A 23,767-nucleotide genomic window follows, 5' to 3' on the forward strand; every position below is an offset into this window, starting at 1 on the left:
TGGGCTGAGCTCAAGATGTGGACGGATTGTAGGTACCGGAACCTGATCAAAACAGTGCCCGGTAAACGGAATTCGCCTTCACATGCCGATCAGCAAATGATCGACGGGCATCCGTGGGGCCCAAAAGAAGTAATGCCCCAAAAGCGTTGACGCTTGATCAAATAATCGTGTGATTGATCGTGAATCAATTCACGAAAAGGCCTGGGCCGAACCCGGCCGGACGCGGGCATACAAAAAGGGCCCTGCTGAGCAGGGCCCTTCGAGTGTGTTGCGGGGGTGCGATCAGGGGACGAGCGCGGCCGGCGGCGTGGTCGGCCAGCTCATCTTGATCAGTCCACCGTGCTCACCGGAAGTGACCTCGACATCGTCGACGAGGCCGCTGATGACCGCGAGGCCCATCTCGTCCTCCTCGGCATCCATGTCCGGATCACCCGAGGCACCGGATGCCGTCTCACCGGGCACCGAACGCGGCGCCTCGTCGCCGACCTCGATGGAGAACTGTTTCTCCTCCTCGATCAGCTTCACCTGCACCGGCGCCGAGATGCCGTTGCTCTGGTGCAGTCCGACGGCACGAGTACAGGCCTCACCGACGGCGAGTCTGACCTCGTCGAGGACGGCCTCGTCCACTCCGGCCCTGCGCGCCACCGCTGCCGCCACCAGTCGGGCGGTCCTGACGTGCTCGGGCAGCGCGCTGAAGCGGAGTTCAACGGTGGCCATGCATCCCCCTCAACTACGGGCGTGCTGTCAGGGGGCCGGGCCGCCGAGGCCCGGTCCCCCGTCCATTGCTTCTACCGTCTCGGACACCACATCACTCGTGAGGCCCGGGACGGGGTCAGTCGGTGGCCGCTACCGCTTCCTCGACCGAGGTGTGGATGGGGAACACCTTGGTGAGGCCGGTGATGCGGAAGATCTTCAGAATGCGCTCCTGGTTGCAGACCAGTCGCAGCGAGCCCTCATGGGCACGCACACGCTTCAGGCCGCCCACCAGCACGCCGAGCCCGGTGGAGTCGAGGAAGTCCACGCCCTCCATGTCGACGACAAGGTGGAAATTGCCGTCGTTCACCAGCTCGACCAGCTGCTCGCGCAGCTTGGGCGCGGTATATACATCGATTTCGCCACCGACCTCGACGACCGTACGATCGCCGACGGTACGGGTCGACAGGGACAGGTCCACGGATCCTCCAGCACCTTGCTATCGAGCGGTCATCCCAAGGGACACCTCGGCAGAGCCCCCGGGACGGTTCGCCAGCCGCGATGGCATTCAATCACTTACCGGCAGGCGTGCACGACGCCTTGGGCCCATTGTCCGTCACGCCAGTGACACACTCGATGCCGATGGCCAAGAATCACCGATCCGATCGACCCTCGACGGACACCGCTTCCCGCCCCGATCCGGGCACGGTCCTGGACCGGCTCGCCTCGGGGCCGAGTCGGGCTTCGCGCATCACTCATACGGAGCACTTGCCCCCACGGGCGGGTCGCCATGCCGTGTGGCCCGATCGGATCCGTTCGGAGGTCATCGCGGCGGTGCAGGCCGCGGGCATCGAGCACCCCTGGGCCCACCAGGCACTGGCCGCCGAGCACGCCCTGGACGGCGACTCCGTGATCGTCGCCACGGGCACCGCCTCGGGAAAGTCCCTGGCATACCTCACGCCGGTCCTGACAGCCCTCCTGGACGGCTCCGAGGCCCCGAACGGCCGTGGGGCCACCGCGCTGTACCTGGCCCCCACAAAGGCCCTTGCAGCCGATCAGCGCCGTTCGGTGAAGGAACTTTCACAACCTTTGGGCAATGCCGTTCGCCCAGCCGTGTACGACGGCGATACTCCGTTCGAGGAACGCGAGTGGGTACGGCAGTACGCCAACTACGTCCTGACCAACCCCGACATGCTGCACCGCGGGATATTGCCCTCCCATCCCCGCTGGTCCTCCTTCCTCCGCGCCCTGAAGTACGTCGTCATCGACGAGGTGCACACCTACCGAGGTGTCTTCGGCTCCCACGTCGCCCAGGTACTGCGCCGACTGCGCCGAGTGTGCGCCCGCTACGGCGCCTCACCCGTCTTCCTGCTGGCCTCCGCGACCGCCGCGGAACCCTCGGTCGCCGCCCGCCGGCTGACCGGCCTCCCGGTCGTCGAGGTCGCCGACGACGCCTCACCCCGCGGCGAACTCGTGTTCGCCCTCTGGGAGCCCCCGCTCACCGAACTACACGGCGAGAAAGGAGCACCCGTTCGGCGTACCGCCACCGCCGAGACGGCCGGCCTCCTCACCGACCTGACCCTCCAGGGCGTACGCTCCGTCGCCTTCGTACGGTCCCGCCGCGGCGCCGAACTGATCGCGGTGATCGCCCAGGAGCGCCTCGCCGAGATCGACCGCTCACTGGCCCGGCGCGTGGCCGCCTACCGCGGCGGCTACCTCCCCGAGGAACGCCGCGCCCTGGAGCGCGCCCTGCACTCCGGCGAACTCCTCGGCCTCGCCGCCACCACCGCCCTCGAACTCGGCATCGACGTCTCCGGCCTGGACGCCGTCGTCATCGCGGGCTACCCGGGCACCCGGGCCTCCCTGTGGCAGCAGGCGGGCCGCGCCGGCCGCTCGGGGCAGGGCGCACTCGCCGTCCTCGTCGCCCGCGACGATCCACTGGACACGTTCCTCGTGCATCACCCCGAAGCCCTGTTCGACCAGCCGGTGGAGTCCACCGTCCTCGACCCCGACAACCCGTACGTCCTCGCCCCGCACCTGTGCGCCGCCGCCTCCGAAATCCCCCTCACGGAAGAGGATCTGGAGCTCTTCGGGCCGGCCGCCCCCGGTCTGCTGCCACAGCTGGAGGCCGCGAAACTGCTGCGCCGGAGAACGACGGCGTGGCACTGGACGCGTCGGGAGCGGGCCGCCGACCTGACCGACATCCGGGGCGAAGGCGGCAGTCCGGTGCAGATCGTCGAGGCCGGAACCGGACGGCTGCTCGGCACGGTCGACGCGGGCTCCGCGCACACCACGGTCCACGAGGGCGCGGTCCACCTCCACCAGGGCCGTACGTACCTGGTGAAGCACCTGGACCTGGAGGACTCCGTCGCCCTGGTCGAGGAGGCCGACCCGCCGTATTCGACGGTCGCCCGCGACACGACCTCCATCTCCGTCCTGGAGACGGACACCGAAGTCCCGTGGGGCGAGGGACGGCTGTGCTACGGGTCCGTCGAAGTCACCAACCAGGTCGTCTCCTTCCTGCGTCGTCGTGTCATCACCGGCGAAGTACTGGGCGAGTCGAAACTCGACCTCCCGCCTCGTACGCTCCGCACGCGCGCCGTGTGGTGGACGGTCACCGAGGACCAGCTGGACGCGGCCCGGATCAACCCGGAGATCCTCGGCGGCACCCTGCACGCCGCCGAGCACGCGTCGATCGGCATGCTCCCGCTGTTCGCCACCTGCGACCGCTGGGACATCGGCGGCGTGTCCATCCCGCTGCACCCGGACACGCTCCTGCCCACGGTCTTCGTGTACGACGGCCACCCGGGCGGCGCGGGATTCGCGGAGCGCGCCTTCCACACCGCCCGCGCCTGGCTCACCGCCACCCGGCAGGCCATCGCGTCCTGCGAGTGCGAGGCCGGCTGCCCGTCCTGCATCCAGTCCCCCAAGTGCGGCAACGGGAACGAGCCGTTGCACAAACGGGGCGCTGTGCGGCTGCTCACGGAACTTCTGCGGGGGGCGCCGGAGGGCTAGGCTCCGGCTCCTGTGGTGTCGCGGGCCCGGCTCTTGACCTGACCTCCGCGTCGAAGGGCCTGGAGCCCGACACGGCCGTAACGTCCGAGACCTCGCCCTCCACGGCGCACCGCACCAGCCGGGCGTGCTGGGCCCGTGCCACCCGGTCAGCCTGGGCACAGGCCGCCGTGCCGCCGTCCGCCCAGTGGTCCGCCGCGGCGAGCGCGGCCAGGTCGGCCGCCCCCGCCGCGCGGTGCCGGACCACGACCGCCTGCCCCATGACCAGAACGGCACCGAACACGACACACAGCACGGCGATCGCCCCGACGGTCCAGACGGTGGCCGACCCCCGGTCCGAGCAAAGAGTCCCGCCGATGTCCGACGGAAGACGGCGGCCGCCGATGTCCGGGCCGCGGATCCGGCGGGTGCGCCATCTGTTCCAAGCGGCCGTCCACCCGGCGCGACCAGGGCTCCAGACCCTCATCCCCTCACCACCCCCACCGTCTCCTCCGCCAACGCCACGGCCTCGTCGCCCAGCTCCAATGACAGCGCGTCCGGTCCCGGCGCACTCGCCTTGACCATGACCCGGACGAGGTCGCCCTCCCGGGTCACCGTGACCCTGGCGCCCCGCGGGGCCGCACGGCGGGTCGTCGCCAGCACCGTGTCCGGCGGGTCCTGACGGGCAGCCGCGCGGGCGCCCGCCCTGGCCGCGTCCACGCACTGGATCTGCGCGGACGCGGCGAGCAGGGCCCAGACCAGCGCCATTCCGACGAGCACCAGCGAGGGCAGCACCACGGCGGCCTCGGCGGTCACAAATCCCTGGTCTCGGGGCCGGTCCCTGAACCGGGACCGGGACCGGCTCTGGCTCGGATTTCGGCCCCAGGCCCGATCCCGGTCCCGGTCCCGACCAGCCGTCCCGCGTTCACATCGGCGCATTGAGCGCCCGCCCCACGATGTCCTGCAACTCCGCGCCGACCTGGCCGCTCGTCACCACCTTGTAGAGCACCGCCGCGAAGGCCACCGCCGCGAGGACACCCACCGCGTACTCGGAGGTGACCATTCCCGCGTCCCTCCGTGCCGCCAGGGCCCGCACCCACGCCCGCATCCGTACGCCTACCGTCTTGCACATCTCAACCCCCATAAGCTCCAAGCCTGTTGATCGTCCGTCGTTCACCGCACGCTGTCGCTCGTCATCCGCCACCCCCTCCCAGCACCCCGTCCGCCAGCCCGATCACCACGGGCAGGACGCCCATCGCGAGGAACGCGGGAAGAAAGCACAGCCCCAGGGGCGCGGTGACCATGACGGCCGCCCGGCGCGCCCGCGCCGTCGCGGTGCGGCCCCGCTCGGCGCGGGCCTCCATGGCGAGCCGCCCGACCGGCACGGCCGCCGGTACGCCCGACTCGCCGGCCCGTTCCAGCAGCCGCGCCAGTGCCCTCGCGCCCGGGAGCGACGCCAGCCTCCGCCATGCCTCGGCCGGTTCGCCTCCGAGCCGTACCTCCGCCGCGCCCCGCGCGAGCCGCTCCCCCACCGGTCCGCCCAGTGCCTCGCCCACCGCCTGGGCTGCCACCACCGGGTCCGCCCCCGCCGCGATACAGGCCGCGACCAGGTCGGCCGCAAGGGGAAGTTGCCGGGCAACCAGCGTCGCGTCGTGCTCCTTCACCGGCCCCGGTCTGCGCCGCTGCCGCCACCGCCAGGCCCCGAACCCGGCCAGCAGTCCCACCACGACCCCGGCAAGACCGCCGACCAGCACCCAGCCGGCGCACACCGCGCCCGCCACCGGCAACCACCGCCGCCCGACGTCCCGGACCGCGAAGTGCCGCTTCTCGGGCGTCCGGTCCAGGGCCAGCAGCTCGGCCAACCTTCTGCGTGCCCGTCGCTCACGCCGCGCCGCGCCAAGCGCTCGCGGCAGCCACCCCAGCGCCAGCGCTCCGCACGCGAGCGCCCCCAGCCTGTGGACAACTTCCGTGCTCATGTCGCCTCCGCTCCCCTCACGATGCGCAGCGCCCACCACAGCCCCACGGCCTCCAGCACCCCGCCGACCAGCAGACAGCCCAGGCCCGGCCCGCTGTGCAGCAGCACGTGCAGTGGATCGGCTCCCAGCGCGGTGCCCAGCAGGAGCCCCAGAACGGGCAGTCCCGCGAGCATCACCGCCGTGGATCTCGATCCGGCCACTTGAGCGCGCAGATCGGCCCGTTGGTCCCGCTCCGCGCACAGGGCCCCTTCCAGGCGGTCGAGTCCCGCCGCCAGGCCGGCGCCCCGGTCCACCGCCACCCGCCAGCACGCGGCGAGCCCCACCAGCCCGTCGGCTCCCGGCTGCCGTGCCGCGTCGGTGAGCGCGCCCGGCACATCACCGCCGAACCGCGCCGCAGCCAGCACCACCGCCTGTGCCTCGCCGAGCCCGCCCGAGTCGCGCGCCGCTCTCCGCAGTGCCTCGCCCGGCTGACACCCGGCCCGCACCTCGCCGGCCAGCGCCCCGCACAGCGCGATCACCGCCTCGCCCCGACGCTCCCGGTCCCGACGCGCCTCGCCGGCCCGCCGTACCCGGCGGAGCAGCGGCATCCCGGCCGCCCCCAGGAACAGCGGCACCACGGACGTGCCCAGTACCGCGATCACCAACCCGGCTACCAGCGACCACCCTTCGGGTCGCAGTCGTCCGCGCAGTCGCCGCCACTCGGCCCGTGCCCGCTCCCACGCCGGCGGACCGGTGGCCACCACCCCGCCGCCCGCGCACAGCAGCCGAGCCCTGCGTGCCCCCGCGTCCCATCCGCCCATCAACCAGGCCGCCACCCCGGCACACGCCATGGCCGCCCCCACCGAGATGTCAACGACCCCCGTCATCACAGACCACTCCTCTCGGTCCCGTCCCGGAGCAGCCCCCGCAGCCGCTCCCACCCCCGCTCGTACGCGAACGCCTCCGCGCCCCACCGCAGCGCGGGCACCGTCACCACCAGCCCCGTCGCATCGCGCTCCAGGACATGCACCTCGGCGATCCGCCGCCGCCCGGCCCGGTCGCGTACGAGATGCAGGACCACGGACAGCGCCGCCGCCAACTGGCTGTGCAGCGCGGCTCTGTCGAGCCCTGCCGCCGTGCCCAGGGCCTCCAGGCGGGCCGGTACCTGCGCCGCCGCATTCGCGTGCACCGTTCCGCAGCCGCCCTCGTGGCCGGTGTTGAGCGCCGCCAGGAGCGACACGACCTCCGGTCCGCGCACCTCGCCGACGACCAGCCGGTCCGGTCGCATGCGCAGGGCCTGACGGACCAGGTCCTGCAGCGCCACGAGTCCGGCGCCCTCCTGATTGGCGGGCCGTCCCTCCAGGCGCACCACATGGGGATGGTCGGGCCGCAGCTCCGCCGAGTCCTCGGCGAGCACGATCCGCTCCCCGGGTCCGACCAGCCCCAGCAGCGCGCTCAGCAGGGTCGTCTTGCCGCTCCCGGTGCCACCGCTGATCAGGAACGACAGCCGGGCGTCCAGCAGGGCTCTGAGCACCCGGTCCCCGCCGTGCGGGATCGTCCCCGCCGCCACCAACTCGTCGAGGGTGAACGCCCGGGGCCGTACGACCCGCAGTGAGAGGCAGGTGGAACCGACGGCGACCGGGGGCAGCACCGCGTGCAGGCGGGTGCCGTCCGGAAGCCGGGCGTCGACCCAGGGGCGGGCGTCGTCGAGCCTTCGCCCGGCCACGGCCGCGAGGCGCTGCGCGAGGCGTCGTACGGCGGCCGTGTCCGGAAAGGTGACCGCCGTCAGTTCCAGGCCACCGCCCCGGTCGACCCACACCCGGTCCGGCGCGGACACCAGGACGTCGGTCACCGACGGGTCGGCGAGCAGCGGCTCCAGCGGACCACTGCCGACCAGTTCGGAGCGCAACCGCTCGGCGGTGCCGAGGACCTCGGCGTCTCCGAGCACGCGCCCCTGCTCGCGCAGGGCCTGTGCCACGCGCGCGGGGGTCGGTTCCGACCCGCTCTCGGCCAGCCACTGCCGTACGCCGTCCAGCAGTCCTGTGCCGGTACCGACGCCCGTGCCCGCTTCCCGGCTCATACGCCCCCGCCTTCCACCGGAACCCGCTCCCAGAAGGCGGCGCAGAACCGGGCGAGCGGCCCTCGCACGGCTCCCCCGGGTGGCACTCCGGTGTCCAGCTGCGCGGATTCCGCGGGCACTTCGCCGACCAGCGGCAGTCCGAGCAGACGGGCCACTTCGCGGTCGTCGAGGCCCGGTGTGTAGGGGCCGCGGACTGCGACGCGCAGGTCGCGCAGGACCATGCCGACCACGGACGCCACCCGTTTGGCCGCCGCGATGGCGCGCAGATCTGCGGGGACCACCAGTAGTCCGAGGTCGAGCTGGGCGAGGGCTTCCGCGACGCCTTCGTCGACGCGCCGGGGCAGGTCGACCACCACCGCGCCACCGCGCCGTCTGGCGGCGGCCAGGACGGCTCGCACGGCCTGCGCCGGAATGGTCACGGAGTCGCCGCGATCCCAGCTCAGGACGCGCAGCGCGTGCAATTCTGGAAGGGACTCCTCCAGGGCGCCGCCGCCGACCCTGCCACGGGAGGCCGCGAACGCCGGCCAGCGCAGGCCTTCGGCCGCCTCTCCGCCCAGGAGTACGTCGAGTCCGCCACCCAGGGGATCCGCGTCCACGAGCAGGGTGCGGCGTCCCTCACGCGCCGAGGTGACGGCGAGCGCGCAGGCCAGCGTGGAGGCTCCGGCCCCGCCGCGGCCGCCGATCACGCCGACGGTGAGCGCGGGGCGGCCGACTCCCTCGGCCACGTCGGCGATGCGGTCGACGAGCCACTGTTCGCCGTCCGGAAGCATCAGGACATGGTCGGCTCCGATCTCGACAGCCCGTTTCCAGACGCCGGAGTCGTCCTGATCCCGGCCGACCAGCACCACTCCGCGTCGCCGCACGGCCCCGCGCACGCGCCGCGCCGCGTCGTCGCCGACCAGGACGAGTGGTGCCGCCTCCCAGCTGCCGCGGCCCTCCGGCACCCCGTGGTGAACCTCCGGCCTCGCGCCCGCCGCGGCGCACAGGCGCAGCAGGTCGTCGAGAAGTTCGGCGTCCTCCGTGACGATCAGTGGTCCGCCCTGCCGCCCGTCGGCGGCGGGCGGCAGGTCGTGTGTGATGGCTCCCGCCATGATCTCCAGCCCCCTTCGCTGCTTCTTGCGCGGAGCCCGCAGGGTCCTCTGCGGACCCGCGATTCCCGCTCGTGTGAAGAACCGGCAAGCGGCCTCCATATGAACGGCCGATACGAACCGGCCAAACGCGTCCGACAAACGGAACCGGCCATGAACTTGCCGCGAGGAACTCGCCGCGAGCGGGACGCGCTGGAATCACGGTGCAGCGATCCCGAAAATCGTGTGGATCTTGGTCGATAACTGTGGACAACTCAGTGGCTGTGAATATCGCCATCACTCATACCGGTGAACCGCGTGCGACTTTCACAGAGCAGCCTCACGGCTACGCAGAGTGACAGATCGCGGACATGCGAAAGGGACGGCCGCAACGGTGACAACGGGGTCCCGGGGCCGCGCGAAAGAGGGGAAAAACCCATCCGGACATGCGACGACCCCCGCCGGGGGGGAGAGCGGGGGTCGTCCCCACGGCCGACTCGGGGGGGGAGGAGTCGGACCGGGTTAGCACGGTCGCGAACGATCCGTGACTTCCATGGTGTACCCGAGAGCCCTCTCAGGCAAACCCACGCGCCCCACACTAGCCCGAATGGTGGGCGCATATGCTCGGGCTCGTGGAAAACCACTCCTTGCCTCGCACGGCAGCCTTCTTTGACCTGGACAAGACGGTCATTGCGAAGTCGAGCACGCTCACGTTCAGCAAGTCGTTCTACCAAGGCGGGCTGATCAACCGAAGGGCCGTGTTGCGTACCGCATACGCCCAGTTCGTGTTCATGGCGGGCGGCGCGGACCACGATCAGATCGAGCGGATGCGCGCTTACCTCTCCGCGCTGTGTCGCGGCTGGAACGTGCGGCAGGTCAAGGAGATCGTCGCCGAGACGCTGCACGACCTGATCGACCCGATCATTTACGACGAGGCCGCCTCCCTCATCGAGGAGCACCACACCGCCGGGCGCGACGTCGTGATCGTCTCCACGTCCGGGGCGGAGGTGGTCGAGCCGATCGGAGAGCTCCTCGGCGCGGACCGGGTGGTGGCCACGCGCATGGTCGTGGGCGAGGACGGCTGCTTCACCGGAGAGGTGGAGTACTACGCGTACGGGCCGACGAAGGCCGAGGCCGTCAAGGAGCTGGCCGCGTCCGAGGGGTACGACCTCTCGCGCTGCTACGCCTACAGCGACTCCGTGACCGACGTTCCGATGCTGGAGGCCGTCGGCCATCCCCATGCGGTGAATCCGGGCCGTGCGCTGCGACGCGAGGCAATTGCCCGTTCGTGGCCGATTCTGGACTTCCACCGACCGGTCCGGCTCAAGCAGCGGCTGCCCGCACTGTCGGTGCCGCCGCGTCCCGCGCTCGTCGCGGCGGCCGCGATAGGCGCGGCAGCGGCCACGGCGGGGCTCGTCTGGTACGCGAGCAAGCGGCGCACCACGGTGGCGTGAGCGTGTCACGCATGCGGGCGCCGCACATTTATGCCTGATTAACACCCGTTTGAACCTAAAAGTAAAGAAGTGCAGTCAGGGGTTCCGCTTCCCCTGGACCAGGAGTACAAAGGGGTTAACGGCCCGCGAGACCAAGGACATCCGAAAGGATCACCTTCAAACGCAACGAGGCCCCACGGACCGAGCATGGACATCGAGCACCCACGCGACGTCGACCCGTCGATTACGGGCCAGCCGCACCAGGTGACGGGCAGGAGTTCCCGACCTGATGGGCAACATATCGAGGACGCTTGGTAACCCGGTGAGCATGCCAGCGGCGGTACGAAAACTCGTACCGCCGCAACCCTTTTTGGGGCCGGTTCGCACACGGACCCGCGCTGTAGGACTTATGCCGCGCCGCGCTGAAGCGCCTCGCAGACGGCTGTCGACTCCCTGGCTCCCAGTTCAATCGCCTTTCCGCAGTGGGCGATCCAGGCCGCCATGCCCTCCGGGGTGCCGGAGACATAACCGTCCAGGGCCGCCAGATAGGCCGCGCGGCCCAGCTCGGCATGACCGACCTCCGCCGGGCAGACGGATTTGGGGTCGAGGCCGCTGCCGACCAGGACGATGCGCTCGGCCGCGCGCGCGACGAGGCCGTTATGGGTGCCGAAGGGGCGCAGCGCGAGCAGTTCGCCGTGCACGACGGCCGCCGTCACCAGAGCCGGGGCCGAACCACCCGCGATGATCAGCTGAGACAGCCCTTCGAGCCGGCCGGCCACCTCGCTCGCCTCCGGCAGGGGCAGCTCGACGAGCGGCTCGTCGACCGGTTCGCCGTCCTGGCGGGGCCGACCGACCGCGCCTGCCCTGTCCGCGGCCGCCACGAGGTGCAGCCGGGCCAGCACCCGGAGCGGCGACTGTCGCCAGATGGACAGGAGTTGACCCGCCTCGGCGGTCAGCCGCAGGGCCGCGCCGACCGCGCGGGCCTCGCCGTCACCGCTGAAGTCGGTGCGGCGGCGCACCTCTTCGAGAGCCCAGTCGGTGCCCGACAGCGCCGCGGAGCCGCGGGCGCCCCGCAGCGCGGCCTCGGAAGTGATCTCGTTACTGCGGCGCCGCATGATCCGGTGTCCGTAGACCCGGTCCACCGCCTTGCGGACGGACTCCACGGATTCGGCCACGCCGGGCAGCGAGCCCAGGGCCGCGAGCGGATCGGCGGTCGCGCCTGTCGTACTCATGAGTACGACCCTACGCACCCCGGCGGCCCGCCCCACGAAGGAGTGGTCTTCTTCACGTCACCAGGGCACCATGAGCAATCACCCGACTACCCTTGGTGAACATGAAAATTGCTTTCGTGGGGAAGGGCGGCAGCGGCAAGACCACCCTGTCCTCCCTCTTCATCCGCCACCTCGCGGTCTCGGGGTCGCCGGTCGTCGCGGTGGACGCCGACATCAACCAACACCTGGGGGCCGCGCTCGGCCTCGACGAGGCGGTGGCCGCCGGGCTGCCCGCCATGGGCCCGCGGCTGCAGCTGATCAAAGACTACCTGCGCGGAGCCAATCCGCGGATCACGTCCGCCGAGACGATGATCAAGACGACACCGCCCGGCGAGGGGTCCCGACTGCTGCGGGTGCGCGAGAACAACCCGGTGTACGACGCCTGTGCGCGGCCGGTGGAACTCGACGGCGGCGCCGTCCGTTTGATGGTCACCGGCCCGTTCAGCGAGGCCGATTTGGGAGTGGCCTGCTACCACTCCAAGACCGGTGCGGTGGAGCTCTGCCTGAACCATCTCGTCGACGGCCAGAGCGAGTACGTCGTCGTCGACATGACGGCGGGCTCCGACTCCTTCGCGTCCGGCATGTTCACCCGCTTCGACATCACGTTCCTCGTCGCCGAGCCGACCCGGAAGGGAGTCTCCGTCTATCGGCAATACAAGGAGTACGCCCGCGACTTCGGGGTCATCCTGAAGGTCGTCGGCAACAAGGTGCAGGGCCAGGACGACATCGACTTCCTCCGCGCCGAGGTCGGCGACGACCTTCTGGTCACGGTCGGGCACTCGGACTGGGTGCGCGCCATGGAGAAGGGCCGCCCACCCCGGTTCGAGCTCCTGGAGGAGGCCAACCGGCGCTCCCTGCGCATCTTGCAGAGTGCCGCCGACGCCACGTACGAGTTGCGGGACTGGGAGCGCTACACGCGCCAGATGGTGCACTTCCACCTGAAGAACGCGGGCAGCTGGGGCAACGAGAGGACCGGGGCCGACCTGGCGGCGCAGGTCGATCCCGGTTTCGTACTCGGCGAGGGGCTGGTGGCTACGGCCTGACGGCCGGCGCCCCGGGGATGCCCTTCGGGGCCGGGGCCGGGCGACCCGACAGGAGGGACGCCCAGCCCTGCTTCGGGGCCTCTCCGACGTTGAGGCCGCGCAGCTTGTCGAGCGTGGTCGGGTCCTGGGCGTCGAGCCAGTCGGCGAGCTGCCGGAAGGAGACGCAGCGGACGTCAGGCTTGTTGCAGACGTTCTCCACGACCTGGTCGATGGCACGCATGTAGGTGCCGCCGTTCCAGGACTCGAAGTGGTTGCCGATGATCAGCGGCGCGCGGTTGCCGTCGTAGGCGCGGTCGAAGCCCTTGAGCAGGCCGTCACGCATCTGGTTGCCCCAGTACTCCCGCTTGTCGGGGTCGCCCTGGGTCAGCGTGCCCGACTGGTTGACCATGAAGTTGTAGTCCATGGTGAGCTGCTCGAAGGTGTGTCCGGGGAAGGGGACCAGCTGCATCGACAGATCCCACAGGCCGTTCTTCTTCTTGGGCCAGACCTGGTTGTTGACGCCGCTGGTGTCATAGCGGAAGCCCAGCTGCCGGGCCGCCTTCATGAAGTTCTTCTGGCCCTCCAGGCAGGGCGTACGGGCACCGATGAGCTCCTTGTCGTAGTCGAAGGGCAGCGGAGCCGCGTTCTTCATGCCCGCGTTGGTCTTCCAGGACTTCACGAACGCCTTCGCCTGGGCGATCTCGCTCCTCCACTCGGCGACCGACCACTCGCCGACACCGCCTTCCGGACCGCAGAAGTGGCCGTTGAAGTGCGTGCCGATCTCGTTGCCCTCCAGCCACGCACCGCGTAGCTGCTCGACGGTGTTCTTGATGCCCTGCTCGTCGTTGAAGCCGATCTCCGAGCTGCCTGGCGAATGCTCCGGTGGCTTGTACAACTCGCGCTTGTCCTCCGGCAGCATGTACACACCGCTCAGGAAGTACGTCATCGTCGCCCGGTTGGCCTTGGCCACCTCGCGGAAGTGCGAGAAGAGCTTCTGGCTGTCCTCACCAGCGCCGTCCCAGGAGAAGACCACGAACTGCGGGGGCTTCTGACCGGGCTTCAGTCGCTCGGGCTGGGGCAGATTCGGCTGCGCTCCCGTATACGCGGTGGAGCCGTCGCCGATCAGGCGGACCACGCTCCGGGGCGCCGGGGCCCCTGCGGCCTCGTTCGCGCCGTGCGCGCCTTGCTGGGTACCGGTGGCGCAACCGGCGAGCGCCGTGGCGCAGGCCGCGGCAATTGCTACGCTCGCGGCGATCCTCTGGGTGGCGGCCATCTCCGCCCACCTTCTTCCTTCAGTCAGAGCAACGCCGCTTCGGGCGTTCTAGGGTGATGTGCGGCTAAATGCCGACAGCGCCGCCAAGGTCGCACGCGACCGAGAATGAATAAATACGACAAGCCGATAAAAAGACCGGTTCACCCACGTGAGTGATTTGCTGCCCCATTTGCCACTAAAGTCCGCATAAGAGCTTTACTCTGGATTACGATTCGTTTACCGATCGTTGAAAGTCCCGCCGCTGCACGCCGTGACCCACGGCCGCGATCCGCCCCCGCCCTCCCTGGGCGGGGACCACCTGTTCCGCGACCGCGCTGCCCCGGAGGAGACGGGAATGTCTGCCTGCGTCCCCACCCGCGCCACCGACTCATCTCGGCCCAGGCGCATCCACAAACCCCACAGCCCCCCACCCACCCCGCCCCGCCGATTCCGTATCGCGGGCGCCGATCTGTCCGCCTCGATCGCGGTCTTCCTGATCGCCCTGCCGTTGTCTCTCGGTATCGCCCTCGCCACCGGCGCGCCGCTCCAGTCGGGCCTTGTCGCGGCTGCCGTCGGCGGAATCGTCGCCGGGCGGCTCGGCGGCTCACCGCTCCAGGTGAGCGGGCCCGCCGCCGGCCTCACGGTCGTCACCGCCGATCTCATCCATCGCTACGGATGGCGTACGACCTGCGCCATCACCGTCCTCGCCGGGGTCGCCCAGCTGGGCCTCGGATGCCTGCGCGTGGCCCGTACCGCGCTCGCCGTCAGCCCCGCGATCGTGCACGGCATGCTCGCCGGCATCGGTGTGACCATCGCCGTCGCCCAACTGCACATCGTGCTGGGCGGCACCCCGCAGAGCTCCGTGCTCGAGAACCTGAGCGCGCTGCCCGCCCAGTTGGCGAACGTTCACCCCGGGGCGGTCTCGATGAGCGCGCTCACCCTGACGCTCCTCTTCGCCTGGCCCCGGATTCCCGGACGGGTCGGGCACGTCCTGCGCACCGTGCCCACCGCGCTCGTCGCCGTCGCCGGTGCCACCGTGACCGCCTCGCTCACGGGGCTGGTCCTGCCCAAGGTCGACCTGCCGTCCTGGAGCAGCCACGCGCTGGCCGGGCTGCCCGAGGGACCGGTGCTCGGAATCGCCGCCGCCGTCCTCACCGTCACGCTGGTGTGCAGTGTGCAGTCCCTGCTCGGCGCCGTGGCCGTGGACAAGATGGTGGCGGGGCGGCCCGCGCAGCAAACCCGGGTGGGCCGCTCCGACCTGGACCGGGAGCTGCTCGGGCAGGGCGCCGGCAACGTCGTCTCCGGCGCGCTCGGCGGACTGCCCCTCGCCGGGGTCGCCGTGCGCAGTTCGGCGAATGTGCAAGCCGGTGCCGTGAGCCGGAACTCCACGATGCTGCACGGCGTTTTCGTAGTAGTTGCCGCGCTGCTGATGGTCCCGATCCTGGAGCTGATCCCCCTCGCATCGCTCGCCGCCCTGGTGATGGCCGTCGGCATCCAGATGGTGTCCCTGCACCACATCCGCACGGTCACCCGCCACCGCGAAGTGCTGGTGTACATCGTCACCACGCTCGGCGTCGTATGCCTCGGCGTCCTCGAGGGCGTGGCGCTGGGGGTCTCCGTCGCCGTCGCCGTAGCCCTGCGCCGCCTCGCCCGCACACGCATCACGCACGAAGAGAGAGGAGCAGTCCATCACGTACAAGTGCGAGGGCAGTTGACGTTCCTCGCGGTGCCTCGGCTCAGCCGCGCCCTGCACCTGGTGCCTCAAGGCGCTGATGTGGTGCTCGAGTTGGACGGCTCGTTCATGGACCACGCGGCGTACGAGTCCCTGCAGGACTGGCAGAACTCGCATGTCGCGCGAGGCGGCACGGTCGAGCTGACCGGCCGGTCCGGCCGGACCGGCACCAGGATCGCCGAGCCCGAGGGCCCCTCCCACTGCCGCTGCCGCCCCTGGACGCCCTGGCGCAACCACCACTGCGAACCCTCCGCCGGTCCGCAGCCCGCATCCCCCGGCGAGCGGTCGGGTGGGGAGGGCCCGGCAGACGGGTCGGAGGGACCCGACGGAGCGGCCGGTTCCGCCGGGCGCGACGGCCGCAGCGGGCAGAGCGCGCACCAACTGGCACGCGGAATCAGCGCGTTCCAGCGCAACACCGCGCCCCTGGTGCGAGGTGAGCTGGCGCGGCTGGCGCGGGAAGGGCAGCGGCCCTCGCAGCTGTTCCTGACCTGTGCCGACTCACGGCTCGTCACGTCGATGATCACCTCCAGTGGTCCGGGTGACCTCTTCGTCGTACGCAACGTGGGCAACCTCGTGCCGAGGCCCGGGGAGGAGAGCGGGGACGACTCGGTGGCCGCTGCGATCGAGTACGCGGTGGACGTGCTGCATGTGCGGTCCATCACGGTGTGCGGGCACTCCGGGTGCGGGGCCATGCAGGCCCTGTTGAACTCGGAGCCCGGCGGGGCACAGACCCCACTCAAGCGGTGGTTGCGGCATGGGCTTCCGAGTCTGGAGCGGATGGCCGCGAAGAACCGCCCCTGGGCCCGGATCGCCGGGCGGGCGCCGGCCGACGCGGTGGAGCAGCTGTGTCTGACCAACGTGGTCCAGCAGTTGGAGCATCTGCGGGCACACGAGTCCGTGGCGCGGGCTCTGCGGGAGGGTGCGCTCGAACTGCACGGAATGTATTTCCACGTCGGGGAGGCGCAGGCGTATCTGCTGGTCGAACGTGACGGTGGCGAGCTGTTCGATCACGTGGGAGCCACCGAGGATCTACGGCACCCCGCCTGACCTCGCCACCCGTGTGACCTCGGCGTGGTGCGCGGCCCCGGTCGGCGGGGGCGCGCACCACGCCGTGCGTAGGGATACGGCAGGTACGGGGTGACGGCTCCCTCGTGCGGACCTGGGGCGGGGGCCGCGACACGCCCGGGCGCCACATCTGTCACGCGTCCATGTGGGGGTCGGTCGCGGGAGACGTCGCCGGGTGAACCCGCGCACCTGTCCGTACGTGGCTCGGAGTGCGTACCTCACGTGTGCCTGGTGCGTGCTTCTGAAGAGACCTCAGCTCCCCTATAGGTCTAAACCAATTTGAGATCGGCCCTTGTCATCGAGGCCCCCGGTCTGATGAGCTGTGGCCTGGGACACAACGGACACCCTGGGAAAGGGAGATGTCGTGAGCAACGAAAGCCTGGCCAACCTGCTGAAGGAAGAGCGCAGGTTCGCGCCGCCCGCCGACCTGGCAGCGAACGCCAATGTCACTGCGGAGGCGTATGAGCAGGCCAAGGCTGACAGGCTCGGCTTCTGGGCCGAGCAGGCCCGCCGGCTGACCTGGGCCACCGAGCCGACCGAGACCCTGGACTGGTCCAACCCGCCGTTCGCGAAGTGGTTCGCCGACGGGAAGCTGAACGTCGCGTACAACTGCGTCGACCGGCATGTAGAGGCCGGGAACGGCGACCGGGTCGCCATCCACTTCGAGGGCGAGCCGGGTGACAGCCGGGCGATCACGTACGCCGAGCTCAAGGACGAGGTGAGCAAGGCCGCCAACGCACTGACCGAGCTGGGCGTCGGGAAGGGCGACCGGGTCGCCGTCTATCTGCCGATGATCCCCGAGGCCGTCGTCGCGATGCTGGCGTGCGCACGGATCGGCGCCGCCCACTCGGTCGTGTTCGGCGGGTTCTCCGCGGACGCGATCGCCACGCGCATCCAGGACGCCGACGCCAAGCTGGTCATCACCTCCGACGGCGGTTACCGACGCGGTAAGCCGTCCGCGCTCAAGCCGGCGGTCGACGACGCGGTGAGCCGGGTCGACGGGGTCGACAAGGTGCTGGTGGTCCGCCGTACCGGCCAGGAGGTCGACTGGACCGAGGGCCGCGACGTGTGGTGGCACGAGATCGTCGAGCGGCAGTCCGCCGAGCACACTCCGGAGGCGTTCGACGCCGAGCAGCCGCTGTTCATCCTCTACACCTCCGGGACCACGGGGAAGCCGAAGGGCATCCTGCACACCTCGGGCGGTTACCTCACGCAGGCCTCGTACACCCACCACGCCGTCTTCGATCTCAAGCCGGAGACCGACGTGTACTGGTGCACGGCCGACATCGGCTGGGTCACCGGGCACTCGTACATCACGTACGGGCCGCTTTCGAACGGTGCGACGCAGGTGATGTATGAGGGGACGCCGGACACTCCTCACCAGGGGCGTTTCTGGGAGATCGTGCAGAAGTACGGGGTGACGATTCTCTACACGGCGCCCACCGCGATCCGTACGTTCATGAAGTGGGGGGACGACATCCCCGCGAAGTTCGATCTCAGCAGCCTGCGGGTGCTGGGGTCCGTGGGCGAGCCGATCAACCCCGAGGCGTGGATCTGGTACCGCAAGCACATCGGCGGCGACCGGACGCCCATCGTGGACACGTGGTGGCAGACCGAGACCGGCGCGATGATGATCTCGCCGCTGCCGGGGGTCACCGAGACCAAGCCGGGGTCGGCGCAGCGGCCGTTGCCGGGGATCTCGGCGACTGTGGTCGACGACGAGGCCCAGGAGGTTCCCAACGGGGGTGGCGGGTACCTCGTGCTGACCGAGCCGTGGCCGTCGATGCTGCGCACGATCTGGGGCGATGACCAGCGGTTCCTCGACACGTACTGGTCGCGGTTCGAGGGGAAGTACTTCGCCGGGGACGGCGCCAAGAAGGACGAGGACGGGGACATCTGGCTCCTCGGGCGGGTCGACGACGTGATGCTCGTGTCCGGGCACAACATCTCGACGACCGAGGTGGAGTCGGCGCTCGTCTCGCATCCTTCGGTCGCCGAGGCGGCGGTGGTCGGTGCGGCGGACGAGACGACGGGGCAGGCGATTGTCGCGTTCGTGATTCTGCGGGGGACCGCTTCCGCGGAGGATGCCGGGCTGGTGGCGGATCTGCGGAATCACGTGGGAGCCACGCTGGGGCCGATCGCCAAGCCGAAGCGGGTGTTGCCGGTGGCCGAGCTTCCCAAGACCCGGTCCGGGAAGATCATGCGGCGGTTGCTGCGTGACGTGGCGGAGAACCGGGAGCTGGGGGATGTCACGACGTTGACGGACTCCACGGTCATGGATCTCATCCAGGCGAAGCTGCCGGCGGCGCCGAGCGAGGACTGAGGGTTTCCCTCACCCACCCGCCCCTTTTGGGTGTGGGGGTACTTCGTGCCCCCACACCCGCCAACCTTGTGAGGCTCCGCGGCCCTGTTCCGGTCGGCCGCGAGGCGGGCAGTGCCGCCATGGCCTTGCGACACCGGGAGGCCTTCTCCTGGGGCTCGCCCCATGTCCCATATGTTCGCAACGCGAAGTACCTCGCTGTAATGGCAAGGTAAAGTAGTGACCTCAGGGTGTGCCGGGAAGTCTGGTCGGCGGTGTCGTCAGCGATCCCGTGTGGCGGCCGTCAGCAAGCAGCCGTAACGACCCGGAGGTCCCGCCGTGGCCGCGCCCAGCAACCGCAAGCTTCTCGGACGGCTGTCGCTGCCCGAGCGGAACTTCGTCGCGGAGGCGTTGCGGACCGAGACCGTCGGTGGGGTGTTGTTGCTCGTCGCGGCGGTTGCCGCGCTGGTGTGGGCGAATACGCCGCTGCGGGACAGTTACGCCACCGTCAGTCACCTCCATTTCGGGCCCTCGGCTCTCGGGCTGAACCTGTCCGTTCAGCACTGGGCGGCGGACGGGCTGCTGGCCGTGTTCTTCTTCGTCGCCGGGATCGAACTCAAGCGCGAGCTGGTGGCGGGGGATCTGCGGGATCCGAAGGCCGCAATACTGCCCGTCGTCGCGGCCGTGTGCGGAATGGCGGTACCCGCGCTCGTCTACACGCTCACCAACGCGGTCGGGGGCGGGTCCCTGGGCGGGTGGGCCGTGCCCACCGCCACCGACATCGCCTTCGCGCTCGCCGTGCTCGCCGTGATCGGCACCTCCCTGCCGTCCGCCCTGCGCGCCTTCCTGCTCACCCTCGCCGTGGTCGACGACCTGGTCGCGATCCTGATCATCGCGATCTTCTTCACCGAACACATCGACTTCGGTGCGCTCGGCGGGGCCGTCGTCGGGCTCGGTGTGTTCTGGGTACTCCTACGCAAGGGCGTACGCGGGTGGTACGTGTATGTGCCGCTCGCGCTCGTCATCTGGGGGCTGATGTACAACAGCGGCGTCCACGCCACCATCTCCGGCGTCGCAATGGGGCTGATGCTGCGCTGTCACCGGCGGGAGGGCGAGGAGCACTCACCGGGGGAGCACATCGAGCATCTTGTGCGGCCCCTTTCCGCCGGGCTCGCCGTGCCGCTGTTCGCGCTCTTCAGCGCCGGGGTCGTCGTCTCCAGCGGAGCGGTCGGCGATGTGTTCACGCGACCCGAGACGCTCGGTGTCGTGCTGGGGCTCGTCGTCGGGAAGGCCGTGGGCATTTTCGGGGGGACCTGGCTGGCGGCACGTTTCACCAGCGCCTCGCTCAGTGAGGATCTCGTGTGGCCCGACGTCTTCGCCGTCGCCTCCCTCTCCGGAATCGGCTTCACCGTCTCCCTCCTCATCGGCGAGCTCGCCTTCACGGACGACTCGGTACTCACCGACGAGGTCAAGGCGGCCGTACTGATCGGCTCACTCATAGCCGCCGTACTCGCCACGACGCTGCTGAAGATACGCAACGCCAAGTACCGTGCGCTGTGCGAGGCCGAGGAGCTCGACGAGGACAGCGACGGCATCCCCGACATCTACGAGCAGGACAACCCGGCGTACCACCTGCGGATGGCCGAGATCCACGAACGGAAGGCCGCCGAGCACCGAAGGCTTGCCGAAGTGGCGGGCGGGGCAAGCGAGGAGAACGACGGTCCGGCATGATCTGAGCAGAACCGGATGGTCAGAACCGAACGGTCAAGACCGAACGGTCAGCAGTAGACAGTTCGGCAGCAGGCGGTACGGCGGTACGGACTCTGGAGAAGCCAGGGTCCGTACCGGCACCCTTGGCAGCCGGACCCGTGCAGAGCGGCACGACAGAGCAGACACATACAGAAGAGGGAGTCCGCGATGAGCGCACCCGACGGCAGCCCGGTCGGCGCCGAACGCAGCATCGGCCAGCTGTTCGCCTCGGCGACGACCGAGATGTCCGCGCTGGTGCACGACGAGATCGCGCTGGCGAAGGCGCAGCTCAAGCGCGATGTCAAGCGTGGTGCGGTCAGCGGCGGCGCGTTCTCCGCGGCCGGAGCGGTGCTGATCTTCTCCCTGCCGATGCTGAACTTCGCCCTGGCGTACGGCATCCGGACCTGGAGCCACTGGAATCTCGCGATCTGCTTCGTCCTGTCGTTCGCCGCGAACGTGCTGGTCGCCGCCCTCCTCGCGTTGATCGGTCTGGTCTTCGCGAAGAAGGCGAAGAAGGGCAAGGGCCCGCAGAAGGTGGCCGCCTCGGTCAAGGAGACGGCGGGCGTGCTCCAGAACGCCAAACCGCATCCCCGGACCGCCCCTGTGAGTGACGCGGTCGAGGTTGTGGCACGCTCGACGTCATGACGGACCCCGCCACCCCTTCGGCGCAACCCACCTCGGTCGTGCGGCTCGACGTCCCCGGCGGGAGAGAAGTGACCCACCGGGACGTCGCCGCCAACGGCGCGCGCTTCCACATCGCCGAGATGGGCGACGGACCGCTCGTCCTGCTGCTGCACGGCTTCCCGCAGTTCTGGTGGACCTGGCGCCGGCAGATGGTGGCGCTCGCGGACGCGGGCTTCCGGGCCGTGGCCATGGATCTGCGCGGCGTCGGCGGCAGCGACCGCACGCCCCGCGGCTACGACCCCGCCAACCTCGCACTCGACATCACCGGGGTCGTACGGTCCCTCGGCGAGCCCGACGCCGCACTCGTCGGACACGACCTGGGCGGCTATCTGGCGTGGACGGCGGCCGTGATGCGCCCCAAGCTCGTCCGCCGGCTCGCCGTGTCGTCCATGCCGCATCCGCGGCGCTGGCGCTCGGCCATGCTCTCCGACGTCAAGCAGTCGGCCGCGGGTTCGTACATCTGGGGGTTCCAGCGGCCCTGGATCCCCGAGCGCCAACTCGTGGCCGAAGAAGGCGCCCTGGTGGGTCGTCTGGTACGGGACTGGTCGGGGCCGCGGCAGCCGGACGACGAGGCCGTGGAGACGTATCGCCGCGCCATGTGCATCCCGTCGACGGCGCATTGCTCGATCGAGCCCTATCGGTGGATGGTCCGTTCGATGGCGCGTCCGGACGGGATCCAGTTCAACCGGCGCATGAAGCGCCCGGTTCGGGTGCCCACGCTGCATCTGCACGGATCGCTCGATCCTGTGATGCGGACACGGAGCGCGGCCGGATCCGGGGAGTACGTCGAAGCGCCGTACCGCTGGCGGCTGTTCGACGGTCTCGGACACTTCCCCCACGAAGAGGACCCGGTGGCGTTTTCGACCGAATTGGTCAACTGGCTGAAGGATCCCGAGCCCGACCGGTGATCCGTCGGTGACTGTCCGATTGCGGCCCGTGGCGCGCCCGGTATGCGGACGGGAACACCTGTCCTACGAACAGCCAAATGCCTGGCGCATAGGCCAATTGGGGGGCTCGGGCACGGTTATCGACCTTGGGGCAGGGGCACACGTCGGGGTATGGGCTGGACGCACGACTACAGTGACGCACCACGCAACCGCCGCTCGGCGACGGGCCTGAGCTCCCATCAGAGGGGCACCCCGCAGTTGCCGGGCGCGGACCCCCAAGTGGGGATCCCGCGCATTTTGCGCCGCCGGGCCCGCTGGGTTTCGGTACGGCTGCGTCACCCACGAGGCTGAGCCCCCGCACCACCCCATCCGTCACCCTCAGAGCGCGCAGCTGTCGCTGTCCACCTGCTGATTGGCCGTACGGCCCTTGGTGACGTCCGGCTGGACCTCGTCCGCGGTGAGCGCGTACCCGGTGTTGGCGTCGTCGAGGGACTTCGCGAAGACCACTCCGTACACCTTGCCGTCGGGCGTGAGCAGTGGGCCGCCGGAGTTGCCCTGGCGCACGGTCGCGTAGAGCGAGTAGACGTCGCGGCGCACGGTTCCGCGGTGGTAGATGTCCGGGCCGTTGGCCGTGATGCGGCCGCGTACGCGCGCGGGCTGGACGTTGTACGCGCCGTTCTGCGGGAAGCCGGCGACGATCGCGTTGTTGCCGCTCGCCGCGTCCTTCGCGGTGAACTGGAGGGCGGGCGCGTCCAGGTTCGGTACGTCGAGTACGGCGATGTCGCGCTCCCAGTCGTACAGGACGACCTTGGCGTCGTACTTCCTGCCCTCGCCGCCGATCTGGACGGTGGGCTCGTCGACCCCGCCGACCACGTGCGCGTTGGTCATCACGCGGCGGTCGCCGAAGACGAAGCCACTGCCCTCGAGGACCTTGCCGCAGCTCTGCGCGGTGCCCATCACCTTGACGATGGACTTCTCGGCGCGAGTGGCGACGGGACTGTTCGCGAGCGCCGGATCGGGGGGCTGGACATCGGTGATGGGTTCGTTGGCGAACGGGCTGAAGACCTGCGGGAAGCCGTTCTGCGCGAGGACCGAGGAGAAGTCGGCGAACCAGGTGTCGGCCTGGGAGGGCAGAGCATCGGAGACGCCGTGGAGCACCTTGGAACCACGGACCTCCTTGCCGAGCGTCGGCAACGTCGTGCCCGCGAGGGCGGAGCCGATCAGCCAGGCGACCAGGAGCATCGCGACGACGTTGACGAGGGCGCCGCCGGTCGCGTCCAGGGCGCGGGCCGGGGACCAGGTGATGTAGCGGCGCAATTTGTTGCCGAGGTGCGTGGTGAGGGCCTGGCCGACGGAGGCACAGACGATCACGACGATCACCGCGACGACGGCGGCGGTCGTACTCACCTTGGTGTCGTCGGTCACAGCACCCCAGATGACGGGGAGCAGATAGACGGCGACGAGGCCGCCGCCCAGGAAGCCGATCACCGACAGGATGCCGACGACGAAGCCCTGGCGGTAGCCCACGATCGCGAACCACACGGCGGCGACCAGCAACAGAATGTCCAGCACGTTCACGGGGGCCAC

At 70.1% G+C, this 23,767-nt stretch carries 21 protein-coding genes; 9 read left to right on the forward strand and 12 right to left on the reverse strand.

Features of this window, described 5'->3' with window-relative positions:
• Positions 1-282: 282 nt before the first annotated feature.
• Positions 283-717: an ATP-binding protein gene (locus tag OG819_RS11160; RefSeq protein WP_266627108.1), complete on the reverse strand. Its 435-nt coding sequence runs from the start codon at positions 715-717 to the stop codon at positions 283-285.
• 115 nt (positions 718-832) lie between these two features.
• On the reverse strand, positions 833-1,174 hold the full coding sequence (gene bldG / locus OG819_RS11165; RefSeq protein ID WP_010986038.1) for an anti-sigma factor antagonist BldG: 342 nt from the start codon (positions 1,172-1,174) through the stop codon (positions 833-835).
• Positions 1,175-1,254: 80 nt separating this feature from the next.
• Between bldG and OG819_RS11170 the strand changes: the two genes are divergently transcribed.
• Positions 1,255-3,708 carry a DEAD/DEAH box helicase gene (locus tag OG819_RS11170; RefSeq protein ID WP_266649190.1) on the forward strand — a complete coding sequence of 818 codons (2,454 nt, stop codon included), beginning with the start codon at positions 1,255-1,257 and terminating at the stop codon, positions 3,706-3,708.
• Here the strand turns inward: OG819_RS11170 and OG819_RS11175 are convergent.
• The 7 genes from OG819_RS11175 to ssd form a co-directional block, all read right to left on the reverse strand.
• Complete coding sequence (locus OG819_RS11175) at positions 3,674-4,063, reverse strand: Rv3654c family TadE-like protein (protein ID WP_266634559.1); 390 nt, start codon at positions 4,061-4,063, stop codon at positions 3,674-3,676. The genes OG819_RS11170 and OG819_RS11175 overlap by 35 nt on opposite strands.
• A gap of 104 nt (positions 4,064-4,167) precedes the next feature.
• Positions 4,168-4,500 (reverse strand): TadE family type IV pilus minor pilin, encoded by a 333-nt coding sequence (locus OG819_RS11180; protein WP_266627103.1) that lies wholly within the window; start codon positions 4,498-4,500, stop codon positions 4,168-4,170.
• Between the two features lie 109 nt (positions 4,501-4,609).
• The gene (locus OG819_RS11185) at positions 4,610-4,816 is read right to left on the reverse strand and encodes a DUF4244 domain-containing protein (protein ID WP_266649192.1); all 207 of its coding nucleotides are present in this window, start codon (positions 4,814-4,816) and stop codon (positions 4,610-4,612) included.
• 61 nt (positions 4,817-4,877) lie between these two features.
• Positions 4,878-5,660 (reverse strand): type II secretion system F family protein, encoded by a 783-nt coding sequence (locus OG819_RS11190; protein ID WP_266649193.1) that lies wholly within the window; start codon positions 5,658-5,660, stop codon positions 4,878-4,880.
• Positions 5,657-6,526, reverse strand: a complete 870-nt coding sequence (locus OG819_RS11195) for a type II secretion system F family protein (RefSeq protein ID WP_266649195.1) — start codon at positions 6,524-6,526, stop codon at positions 5,657-5,659. The genes OG819_RS11190 and OG819_RS11195 overlap by 4 nt, the downstream gene beginning before the upstream one ends.
• Complete coding sequence (locus tag OG819_RS11200; protein WP_266627098.1) at positions 6,526-7,719, reverse strand: TadA family conjugal transfer-associated ATPase; 1,194 nt, start codon at positions 7,717-7,719, stop codon at positions 6,526-6,528. The genes OG819_RS11195 and OG819_RS11200 overlap by 1 nt, the downstream gene beginning before the upstream one ends.
• A complete protein-coding gene (ssd, locus tag OG819_RS11205) occupies positions 7,716-8,810 on the reverse strand; it encodes a septum site-determining protein Ssd (protein ID WP_266649196.1) in 1,095 nt (364 codons plus the stop codon). The genes OG819_RS11200 and ssd overlap by 4 nt, the downstream gene beginning before the upstream one ends.
• 596 nt (positions 8,811-9,406) lie before the next feature.
• On the opposite strand from ssd, the gene OG819_RS11210 reads away from it, so the two are divergent.
• Positions 9,407-10,240 carry an HAD family phosphatase gene (locus OG819_RS11210; protein WP_266627095.1) on the forward strand — a complete coding sequence of 278 codons (834 nt, stop codon included), beginning with the start codon at positions 9,407-9,409 and terminating at the stop codon, positions 10,238-10,240.
• A gap of 386 nt (positions 10,241-10,626) precedes the next feature.
• Here the strand turns inward: OG819_RS11210 and OG819_RS11215 are convergent, their stop codons facing one another.
• Positions 10,627-11,451, reverse strand: a complete 825-nt coding sequence (locus OG819_RS11215) for an oxidoreductase (RefSeq protein ID WP_266627093.1) — start codon at positions 11,449-11,451, stop codon at positions 10,627-10,629.
• 101 nt (positions 11,452-11,552) lie between these two features.
• Between OG819_RS11215 and OG819_RS11220 the strand changes: the two genes are divergently transcribed.
• Positions 11,553-12,533 carry an ATP-binding protein gene (locus OG819_RS11220; RefSeq protein ID WP_266649198.1) on the forward strand — a complete coding sequence of 327 codons (981 nt, stop codon included), beginning with the start codon at positions 11,553-11,555 and terminating at the stop codon, positions 12,531-12,533.
• Here OG819_RS11220 and OG819_RS11225 read toward each other — a convergent pair.
• Positions 12,523-13,785: a hypothetical protein gene (locus tag OG819_RS11225; protein ID WP_266649200.1), complete on the reverse strand. Its 1,263-nt coding sequence runs from the start codon at positions 13,783-13,785 to the stop codon at positions 12,523-12,525. The two genes, OG819_RS11220 and OG819_RS11225, sit on opposite strands and share 11 nt — an antisense overlap.
• Positions 13,786-14,119: 334 nt before the next feature.
• Here OG819_RS11225 and OG819_RS11230 point away from each other — a divergent pair, with 334 nt between their 5' ends.
• The 6 genes from OG819_RS11230 (at position 14,120) to OG819_RS11255 (ending at position 22,531) form a co-directional block, all read left to right on the forward strand.
• Positions 14,120-16,543: a bifunctional SulP family inorganic anion transporter/carbonic anhydrase gene (locus tag OG819_RS11230; protein ID WP_266649202.1), complete on the forward strand. Its 2,424-nt coding sequence runs from the start codon at positions 14,120-14,122 to the stop codon at positions 16,541-16,543.
• Positions 16,544-16,883: 340 nt separating this feature from the next.
• Entirely contained in the window at positions 16,884-18,884 is a 2,001-nt protein-coding gene (gene acs / locus OG819_RS11235) for an acetate--CoA ligase (RefSeq protein ID WP_266627085.1), read from the forward strand.
• A 315-nt stretch (positions 18,885-19,199) separates the two neighbouring features.
• Positions 19,200-20,591, forward strand: a complete 1,392-nt coding sequence (nhaA, locus tag OG819_RS11240; RefSeq protein WP_266649204.1) for a Na+/H+ antiporter NhaA — start codon at positions 19,200-19,202, stop codon at positions 20,589-20,591.
• A 186-nt stretch (positions 20,592-20,777) separates the two neighbouring features.
• Positions 20,778-21,254, forward strand: coding sequence for a phage holin family protein (locus OG819_RS11245; protein WP_266431966.1), 477 nt, complete (start codon positions 20,778-20,780; stop codon positions 21,252-21,254).
• Positions 21,251-22,201, forward strand: coding sequence for an alpha/beta fold hydrolase (locus OG819_RS11250; RefSeq protein WP_266627082.1), 951 nt, complete (start codon positions 21,251-21,253; stop codon positions 22,199-22,201). Before OG819_RS11245 ends, OG819_RS11250 begins: the two co-directional genes overlap by 4 nt.
• A gap of 150 nt (positions 22,202-22,351) precedes the next feature.
• Positions 22,352-22,531 carry a hypothetical protein gene (locus OG819_RS11255; protein ID WP_075033566.1) on the forward strand — a complete coding sequence of 60 codons (180 nt, stop codon included), beginning with the start codon at positions 22,352-22,354 and terminating at the stop codon, positions 22,529-22,531.
• Positions 22,532-22,558: 27 nt separating this feature from the next.
• Here OG819_RS11255 and OG819_RS11260 read toward each other — a convergent pair whose 3' ends face one another.
• Complete coding sequence (locus OG819_RS11260; RefSeq protein ID WP_266627080.1) at positions 22,559-23,758, reverse strand: MarP family serine protease; 1,200 nt, start codon at positions 23,756-23,758, stop codon at positions 22,559-22,561.
• Positions 23,759-23,767 lie beyond the last annotated feature (9 nt).

Source organism: Streptomyces sp. NBC_01549 (genome assembly GCF_026339955.1).
GTDB lineage: Bacteria > Actinomycetota > Actinomycetes > Streptomycetales > Streptomycetaceae > Streptomyces.

Excerpts from the sequence above, each read along its gene's own strand:
- OG819_RS11210 (WP_266627095.1), top strand. The coding sequence starts at position 9,407 with ATGCTCGGGCTCGTGGAAAACCACTCCTTGCCTCGCACGGCAGCCTTC.
- OG819_RS11245 (WP_266431966.1), top strand. The coding sequence starts at position 20,778 with ATGAGCGCACCCGACGGCAGCCCGGTCGGCGCCGAACGCAGCATCGGC.
- OG819_RS11230 (WP_266649202.1), top strand. The coding sequence starts at position 14,120 with ATGTCTGCCTGCGTCCCCACCCGCGCCACCGACTCATCTCGGCCCAGG.
- ssd (WP_266649196.1), bottom strand. The coding sequence starts at position 8,810 with ATGGCGGGAGCCATCACACACGACCTGCCGCCCGCCGCCGACGGGCGG.
- OG819_RS11215 (WP_266627093.1), bottom strand. The coding sequence starts at position 11,451 with ATGAGTACGACAGGCGCGACCGCCGATCCGCTCGCGGCCCTGGGCTCG.
- OG819_RS11200 (WP_266627098.1), bottom strand. The coding sequence starts at position 7,719 with ATGAGCCGGGAAGCGGGCACGGGCGTCGGTACCGGCACAGGACTGCTG.
- OG819_RS11160 (WP_266627108.1), bottom strand. The coding sequence starts at position 717 with ATGGCCACCGTTGAACTCCGCTTCAGCGCGCTGCCCGAGCACGTCAGG.
- OG819_RS11185 (WP_266649192.1), bottom strand. The coding sequence starts at position 4,816 with ATGTGCAAGACGGTAGGCGTACGGATGCGGGCGTGGGTGCGGGCCCTG.
- OG819_RS11225 (WP_266649200.1), bottom strand. The coding sequence starts at position 13,785 with ATGGCCGCCACCCAGAGGATCGCCGCGAGCGTAGCAATTGCCGCGGCC.
- OG819_RS11255 (WP_075033566.1), top strand. The coding sequence starts at position 22,352 with ATGGGCTGGACGCACGACTACAGTGACGCACCACGCAACCGCCGCTCG.
- OG819_RS11190 (WP_266649193.1), bottom strand. The coding sequence starts at position 5,660 with ATGAGCACGGAAGTTGTCCACAGGCTGGGGGCGCTCGCGTGCGGAGCG.
- OG819_RS11250 (WP_266627082.1), top strand. The coding sequence starts at position 21,251 with ATGACGGACCCCGCCACCCCTTCGGCGCAACCCACCTCGGTCGTGCGG.
- OG819_RS11170 (WP_266649190.1), top strand. The coding sequence starts at position 1,255 with ATGGCATTCAATCACTTACCGGCAGGCGTGCACGACGCCTTGGGCCCA.
- OG819_RS11195 (WP_266649195.1), bottom strand. The coding sequence starts at position 6,526 with ATGACGGGGGTCGTTGACATCTCGGTGGGGGCGGCCATGGCGTGTGCC.
- OG819_RS11220 (WP_266649198.1), top strand. The coding sequence starts at position 11,553 with ATGAAAATTGCTTTCGTGGGGAAGGGCGGCAGCGGCAAGACCACCCTG.